This window comes from Methylibium sp. (genome assembly GCF_031393925.1).
Lineage (GTDB): Bacteria > Pseudomonadota > Gammaproteobacteria > Burkholderiales > Burkholderiaceae_C > Methylibium.
In genome coordinates this window covers 1-7,894 of sequence record NZ_JANMWL010000061.1, presented here as the reverse complement: position 1 = coordinate 7,894, position 7,894 = coordinate 1, and the positions used below count along the sequence as shown (strand labels likewise).

General features: G+C 70.1%; 5 protein-coding genes. 2 read left to right on the top strand and 3 right to left on the bottom strand.

Translation table 11 applies throughout. The annotated features are described in order from the left end of the window. The first annotated feature begins 468 nt into the window (after positions 1–468). Positions 469–1,527, top strand: coding sequence for an aldo/keto reductase (locus RMO12_RS03980; protein ID WP_309638288.1), 1,059 nt, complete (start codon positions 469–471; stop codon positions 1,525–1,527). Positions 1,528–1,566: 39 nt separating this feature from the next. Here the strand turns inward: RMO12_RS03980 and glpD are convergent, their stop codons facing one another. Then, on the bottom strand, positions 1,567–3,186 hold the full coding sequence (gene glpD, locus RMO12_RS03975; RefSeq protein ID WP_309638289.1) for a glycerol-3-phosphate dehydrogenase: 1,620 nt from the start codon (positions 3,184–3,186) through the stop codon (positions 1,567–1,569). 268 nt (positions 3,187–3,454) lie between these two features. Between glpD and glpK the strand changes: the two genes are divergently transcribed. Then, positions 3,455–4,948, top strand: coding sequence for a glycerol kinase GlpK (gene glpK, locus RMO12_RS03970; RefSeq protein WP_309638287.1), 1,494 nt, complete (start codon positions 3,455–3,457; stop codon positions 4,946–4,948). A gap of 107 nt (positions 4,949–5,055) precedes the next feature. Here the strand turns inward: glpK and paaZ are convergent, their stop codons facing one another. Together paaZ and RMO12_RS03960 are read right to left on the bottom strand one after the other, a co-directional pair. Then, complete coding sequence (paaZ, locus tag RMO12_RS03965; RefSeq protein ID WP_309638286.1) at positions 5,056–7,101, bottom strand: phenylacetic acid degradation bifunctional protein PaaZ; 2,046 nt, start codon at positions 7,099–7,101, stop codon at positions 5,056–5,058. Between the two features lie 5 nt (positions 7,102–7,106). Continuing rightward, entirely contained in the window at positions 7,107–7,802 is a 696-nt protein-coding gene (locus RMO12_RS03960; protein WP_309638285.1) for a TetR/AcrR family transcriptional regulator, read from the bottom strand. Between the last annotated feature and the right edge of the window lie 92 nt (positions 7,803–7,894).

Here is a 7,894-nt window from a genome sequence, read left to right as displayed (position 1 = left end):
TCGCGGCTGATGCGCGCGCACCGATGCGCCGTGCGGTCTCGCATTGCGACGAGGCCCGCGCACGCGGGCTCGGGCCATGTGTGCGGCCAGGCCGTTCTAATTGACGAGGGGCGGCGCGTGGGCCCCGGCATGCGAGCAGCGTGGGCGCTGCAATGGCCGCGCGGTCGGCGCCGCGTTGCTCGACCACGCGCCAGCGCCCGAGCTTGCAATGCGCGCAGCACTCGATCTCGAGGGTCGCCACGCGACACATGAAGGCCTGCGCCTCCTCGCGCAGTCCATCACCGCCGTCGGCCCGCCAAGCGGTGTCGCGTACACCCCCCAGTCGTGACTGTGCAGCGCCTGCGCGCGTTGGCGCCGCGCACAGGCTCGGTGTCGGCCGGGTCGTGCGGCAGCGCGCCGGTAGCAGCGGCCTGCTCGAGCGCTACAGTGGCCGCCCGAGCGCGAGTGCTCCAGCCACCATCCGATGCCATGCAAACCACCCCGCTGGGTCGCAGTGAGATTGCCGTCAGCCGCATTGGCCTGGGCACGATGACGTTTGGTGAGCAGGTAGGTGAAGGCGACGCCCATGCAATCCTCGACCGTGCGCTGGAGCGCGGCGTCAACTTCATCGACACGGCCGAGATGTACTCGGTGCCGCCGCGCGCCGAGACCTTCGGTGCCACCGAAATCATCATCGGCCGCTGGTTCGCCAAACACCCTGCGGTGCGCGACCGGGTGGTCCTCGCGACCAAGGTGTCCGGGCCGGCGCGCGGCATGCCGTGGATCCGCAACGGCGCGGGCAACCTGAGCCCGGCCGACATCACACGGGCCTGCGAGGACAGCCTGCGTCGCCTGTGCACCGACGTGATCGACCTCTACCAGATCCACTGGCCCAATCGCAATGCGCCGTCGTTCGGCTCGGTCTACTTCGACCCGGTCAACGACCAGCCACAGACCTCCATCCACGACCAGCTCGAGGCGCTGGACCGGCTGGTGCGTGCAGGCAAGGTGCGCGCGATCGGCCTGTCCAACGAAACGCCCTGGGGCGTGACCGAGTTCGTGCGCGTGGCCGAGCAACACGGCCTGCCGCGGGTGGTCACGGTGCAGAACCCGTACTGCCTGATCAACCGCTGCGTCGACAACGGCCTGGACGAAACCCTGCACCACACCGGCACCAGCCTGCTGGCCTATTCGCCGCTCGGCTTTGGCCTGCTGAGCGGCAAGTACGACGCGCTCGGCTTCGACGACCCGGCCAACCGCGGCCGCATGACGCTGTTCGAGCGCATGCGGCAACAGCGTTGGGGTCGCCCGGAATCGCTGGCCGCGGCCCGGCGCTACAGCGCGCTGGCGCGCGAGCATGGCCTCACGCCCACCCGCATGGCGCTGGCCTTTTGCTACACCAACTGGCGCGTGGCCAGCACCCTCATCGGCGTCACCAGCCTGGCCCAGCTCGACGAATGCCTGGACGCCTGGGGCACGGTGCTGGGCACCGAGCTGCTGGCCGCGATCGACAAGCTCCGCTGGGAGATGCGCGACCCGGCGCAGTAGCTTGTTTGTCGGGGCAAGGCACGGGGCACGCGAGCCGCATCACGCGCGTTTGACGCAAGGTGGCGCGGCGGGCAGCGCCGCTTTGCGCCGCGCGATCCAGTCGGCCACGCGCTCGCGCTCAGTGCTCGTGCAGTGCAGGCCGAGCTTGGAGCGGCGCCACAGCACGTCGTCGGCGGCGCTCGCCCATTCTTCGCGCTGCAAGTAGCAAAGCTCGGCCTCGTGCAGGCCGGGCGCAACCTCGACGCCCAGCGCATCGAGCGAAGTGGCCGCACCGAGCACGCGCTCGATGCGGCTGCCGTAGGCGCGCGCCAGCCGGCGCACGAGCGGCCCCGGCAGCCAAGCGTGGCGCCGCCGCAGCTCGGCGACGAAGCGCTCGAAATCGGTGTCGGGCCGGCGCGGCGCGCCGATCCAGCCCGACAGGTCGCCACCCGGCAGCTTGGCGCCTGCGGTCCAGGCGGGGCGACGCTCGCCGAGCATGCGGCCGACCTCGTCGGCGGCGTCTTCGGCCAGCTTGCGAAAGGTGGTGATCTTGCCGCCCCAGACCGTGAGCAGCGGCGCGGCCTCGCCGGCCACGTGATGGGCTTCGAGCAGGTAGTCGCGCGTCACCGCGCTCGGGTCGGCGGCGGCGTCGTCGAGCAGCGGGCGCACGCCCGCATAGCTCCAGACCACATCGTCGGGGCGCACCGGCACACGCAAGTAGCGGCTCGCCTGCTCGCACAGGTAAGCGGTCTCGGCGGCGTCGATGCGCGCGGCGCCGGGGTCGTCCGGCGCAATCTCGACATCGGTGGTGCCGATCAGCGTGAACTCGCCCTCGTAGGGAATGGCAAAGATGATGCGGCGGTCGGGGTTCTGGAACAGGTAGGCGTGGTCGTGCTCGAAGCAGCGTGGCACGACGATGTGGCTGCCCTTGACCAGGCGCAGGCGGCGTGTGGCGAGCGCCTCGCCCGCGGCCGGCGTCGCGACGCCGCGCAAAAAGCTCTCGGCCCAGGGGCCGGCGGCGTTGACCAGCGCGCGGGCCTGCACGGTGCGCGTCGCGCCGTTCGCATCGGCGAGCGTCGCGCGCCAGCCGTTCGCGCCGCGCCGCGCCTTCACGCAGGCGGTGCGGGTGTGGACTGCGGCGCCGCGCTCGCGCGCCTCGATGGCGGCCAGCACCACCAGCCGCGCATCGTCGACCCAGCCGTCGCTGTAAACAAAGCCGCGCGTGTACTGCGGCTTGAGCGGCGCGCCGGCCGGGTGAAGGCGCAGGTCGATGCCGCTTGATGCGGGCAGCACCTCGCGCCGCGCCAGGTGGTCGTAGAGAAAGAGGCCGGCGCGCACCATCCAGGCCGGGCGTTGCGCGGCGTCGTGCGGCATCACGAAGCGCAGCGGCCACATGATGTGCGGCGCGCTCCTGAGCAACACTTCGCGCTCCTGCAGCGCCTTTCTCACCAGCGCGAACTCGCCATGCTCGAGGTAGCGCAGCCCGCCGTGGATGAGCTTGGTCGACGACGACGAGGTGTGCGAGGCGAGGTCATCGCGCTCGCACAGCACCACGCGCCAGCCGCGGCCGGCCAGGTCGCGTGCAATGCCGCAGCCATTGATGCCGCCGCCGACCACCAGCACGTCGCACACCTGCGCCTGGCCTTCTGAAGGGGCAGAAGCATCGGTGGTGGCGGCCATCGGGGCCGAACGGGGCGCTTGCAAGTCGGGGGCTCCTGGCGGGGCGGGCGAGGCGAACGAAGCCCGCGCGCGGTTGTTCGTTTTATGCGCTAAGCAGCACGAACGCATCTTCGATTACCCGCGACCAATTTTGTTTGTTTTCGTTCTAGGCTTGCGGCCAGGCTGTCGCTGAGGGGCGATGGAGCAAGACCGCTTCCGGCCGGCCCCCATCCCGAGCTTCCCCAGCGGGGAAGGAGCCAAGACCGCGAAGCCGCGCCGAGGAAACGCCATGACTTACCTGCTCGCCCTGGACCAGGGCACCTCCAGTTCGCGCAGCATCGTGTTCGACCGCGGCGGGCACATCGTTGCGATGGCGCAGCGGGAGTTGCGCCAGATCTACCCGCAGCCAGGCTGGGTGGAGCATGACCCGCTCGAGATCTGGCAAGGCCAGCTCGCCACCGCGCGTGAGGCGCTCGCCAAGGCCGGCATCGGCGCGGGCGAGCTCGCCGCGCTCGGCATCACCAACCAGCGCGAGACCACGCTGGTGTGGAGCCGCAGCACCGGCGAGCCGATCCACAACGCGATCGTGTGGCAGGACCGCCGCGCCGAGCCGAGTTGCGCCGCGCTGCGCGAGCGCGGCCTGGAGCCACTGGTGCGCAAGAAGACCGGCCTCGTCATCGACGCCTATTTCTCCGGCACCAAGCTGAAGTGGATCCTCGACCACGTGAGCGGCTCGCGCGCGGCCGCGCAACGCGGCGAGCTGGCCTTCGGCACCGTCGACAGCTGGCTGCTGTGGCAGCTGACGGGCGGGCGTGTGCATGCCACCGACGTGAGCAACGCCGCGCGCACGATGCTGCTCGACGTTCATACCAACCAGTGGGACAACGAGCTGCTCGCCCTGCTCGACATACCGCGCGAGCTGCTGCCCGAGGTGCGGCCTTCGGCCTCGGCGTTCGGCACCACCGAGGCAGCACTCTTGGGCGCGCCGGTCCTCATCGGTGGCATGGCAGGCGACCAGCAGAGCGCGCTGTTCGGCCAGGCCTGCTTCAGCGCCGGCCTGGCCAAGAACACCTACGGCACCGGCTGCTTCATGCTGATGCACACCGGAGCGCAGTTCCAGACCTCGGGCAACGGGCTGATCACGACGAGCGCGGCACAAGCCACCACGAAGCCGGAGTTCGCGCTCGAAGGCAGTGTCTTCATCGGCGGCGCCGTCGTGCAGTGGCTGCGCGACGGCCTCGGCGCCATCCAGGGCAGCCACCAGGTGCAGGCGCTCGCCGAGAGCGTGCCCGACGCCGGCGGCGTGGTGTTCGTGCCGGCCTTCACCGGCCTGGGCGCGCCCTACTGGCAGCCCCAGGCCACCGGCGCGATCGTCGGCCTGACGCGCGGCACGACGGTGGCGCACATCGCGCGTGCCGCGCTCGAGAGCATTGCGTTCCAGAGCGCCGCGCTGCTCTATGCCATGAGCCGCGACGCGGTGGCTGCCGGCGGCGCGCCGGTGAGCGAGTTGCGCGTCGACGGCGGCGCGTGCGTGAACGACCTGCTGATGCAGTTCCAGGCCGATTTGCTCGGCATCCCGGTGGTGCGGCCGAAGGTGATCGAGACGACCGCGCTGGGTGCGGCCTACCTGGCCGGGCTCACCTGCGGCGTCTACGGCAGCGTGGACGAACTGGCAGCGCAGTGGCAGGTCGAACGGCGCTTCCTGCCGACGCTTGCGCGCGAGCGCGCTGCCGAGCTGATGGCGAGGTGGGAGCGCGCAGTGCGGCAGACCGTCGCGGCCTGAAGGTCGGCTGCAGGACCGCGTGCTTGCACCCGGACCGCAGCGCATCGACGCTGCGGCGGGTTGGCAAATCGGCGGCGCGCCGAACCGGTGAAGCGGCGAACCGCCCGCTACTCGCGCTTGGCGACCAGCGTGAGGATGTCGTAGCTCGCCACCAGTTCACCCAACTGGTTCGTCACCTCGACATCCCAGGCCACCACGCCCTGTCCGACACCCTTCGCATCCTTCTTGTTGCGATCGATCTTGCGTTTGCACGTCAGGCGCGCCTGAATCGTGTCGCCGATGCCGACCGGTTTGATGAAGCGCAGCGTGTCCAGTCCGTAGTTGGCGAGCACCGGCCCCGGGGCCGGCGAGACGAACAAGCCGGCGGCAGCCGAGAGCACGAAGTAGCCATGCGCAATGCGTTTGCCGAACGGGCTCTCGCGCGCCGCGAGCTCGTCGAAGTGCATGTAGAAATAGTCGCCGGTGATGCCACCGAAGGCGACGATGTCGGCCTCGCCCACGGTGCGCCGGTGGGTCAGCAGCGAATCGCCGATCTGCAGGTCCTGGAACCAGCGCCTGAAGGGGTGGATGTCCGATTCGCGCAGCTTGGCGCCGCGGACGTGCTCGCCGATGACGGCCGACAGCATCGTCGGCGAGCCCTGCACCGCCGCGCGCTGCAGGTAGTGCTTCACCGCCCGCAGGCCGCCGAGTTCCTCGCCGCCGCCCGCTCGGCCGGGGCCGCCATGTTTGAGTGAAGGCAGCGGCGAGCCATGGCCGGTCGATTCGACCGCGGCCTCGCGGTCGAGGATGAGCAGCCGTCCATGCCACGCCGCGGCCACCGGGATCGCCTGCGCCGCGATGCGCGGGTCGCGCGTGACCAGGGTGGCGACCAGGCTGCCCCGGCCGCGTGCGGCGAGCGCGAGCGCCTCGTCGAGGTCTTCGCAAGGCATCAAGCTACACACCGGCCCGAAGGCTTCGACATCGTGGACGGCAGCCTGCTCCAGCGGCCGGCGGCTGAGCAGGAGCGTGGGCGCAAAGAACGCGCCCTCGGCGACTCCCTCGCCCTGCGGCGCCGGGTGGTCGCGCTCGCCATAGACCAGCTCAGCGTGCTCGAGCAGCAGCGCCACCCGGGAAGCGACGTCGTCCTGCTGGGCGCGCGAGGCGAGCGGCCCCATCCGAACGCCTTCGGTGGCGGGGTCGCCAACGCTCACCTTGGCCAGGCGCTCACGCAGCCGCGCAGCCACCGCGTCGAGGTGTTGGCGCGGGACGATGGCACGCCGGATGGCGGTGCATTTCTGCCCGGCCTTGACCGTCATCTCGCGCGCAATCTCCTTGACGAACAGATCGAATTCCTCGTCGTCGGGTGTCACGTCGGGCGCGAGGATGGCGCAGTTGAGCGAGTCGGCTTCGGCGTTGAAAGGAATCGATTGGCGCACCAGGTTCGGATGCACCCGCAACTTGGCGGCCGTGTCGGCCGAACCGGTGAAGGTCACCACATCCGGCCCTTCGAGCCGGTCGAGCAAGTCGCCGGTGCCGCCGCTCACCAGTTGCAGGCTGCCCTCGGGCAGGATGCCCGACTGCACGATCAGCCGCACGGCTGCCTCGGTCAGGTAACTGGTGGCGGTGGCGGGCTTGCCGATGCAGGGCATGCCGGCCAGAAAGCTCGGCGCCAACTTCTCGAGCAGGCCCCACACGGGGAAGTTGAAGGCATTGATGTGAACCGCCACGCCGCCGCGCGGCACCAGGATGTGCGTGCCCGAAAAGCCGCCGCGCTTGCCGAGCGCCATCGCCGGACCCTCATGCACCAGGTTGCCCGCAGGCAGCTCGTTGCTGCCGATGCCGGCGTAGGCGAACAGCGTTGCGGTGCCGCCCTCGATGTCGATCCAGCCGTCGGTGCGCGTTGCGCCGGTGTGCGCGGAGATCGCGTAGAGCTGTTCCTTGTGCTCGTTCAAGTACTTCGCGAGCGCTTTCAGCCGCTCGGCGCGCTGCTGGAAGTCGAGCTTCATCAACGCCGGCAGGCCGACCCGTCGGGCGTGACTCACCGCCCGCTCGAAATCGATCGCCTCGGCGTGCGTGGCCGCCACCGGCCGGCCATTGACGGCACTGCGCAGCACCTGCGCGCCCTCGGCGCCGAGCCAGCGCCCACCGATATAACTTTGCACAACAGTCGTCATGTGAATCACTCCAAAGGCAATGGCCGGGAACGGGTGCGGGAACGGGAACGCGAAGGAGGTTTGATCGACGCTGCCGGCACCGCGATCGGTGCAGCGACTGGCCGGTGCAGCCTGACCGCCGGCAGACCGCCCAGAAACAGATCCGCCACGATCGGTGCCATGGCCTCGTGGTCGATCTCGCCGTCGGGCTTCATCCAGGTGAACAGCCAGTTGATCATCCCGAACAACAGCATCGTCAAAGGCTTGGCCAGCGAGGCCGCGTTGAACTCCGGCCGAAAGGCGGCGATCGCCGCCGCGAAGCCGGCGACCACCTCGCGCTCCTTGCCGAGCACGCGCTGGCGGTCCTCGGGCGCGAGGAACTTCACGTCCTCGGTCAGCACGCGATGCGCGTCCTGCGCGTGGGCGTACTCGCCGACGATGCGGCGGATCAGCTCGCGCACCCGGGCCTGTGGCTCGAGCTTCTGCGCGCCGACCTCGCCGACCAGCGCCTGCAGGCGCGACACATGCTCTTCGGCAATGCTCACGAGCAGCGCGTATTTGTCGCGGTAGTAGTGGTAGAGGGTCGCCTTGGACAGCCCGCAGGCATCGGCCACCTGGTTCATCGAGGTGCCGACGTAGCCGCGGCGAGCGAACAGGTGCGCGGCACGCTGCAGGATCATTTCGCGTTGGTCGTCGTAGCCAGCCGCTCTTCCGCGTGCCATCGGGTTTGCTTCAGCGTTCGTCGAAGGAGAGCACCACGCGCGCGGTCAGCGGGTGGGCCTGGCAGGTGAGGATGAAGCCGTTCGCGAGGTCT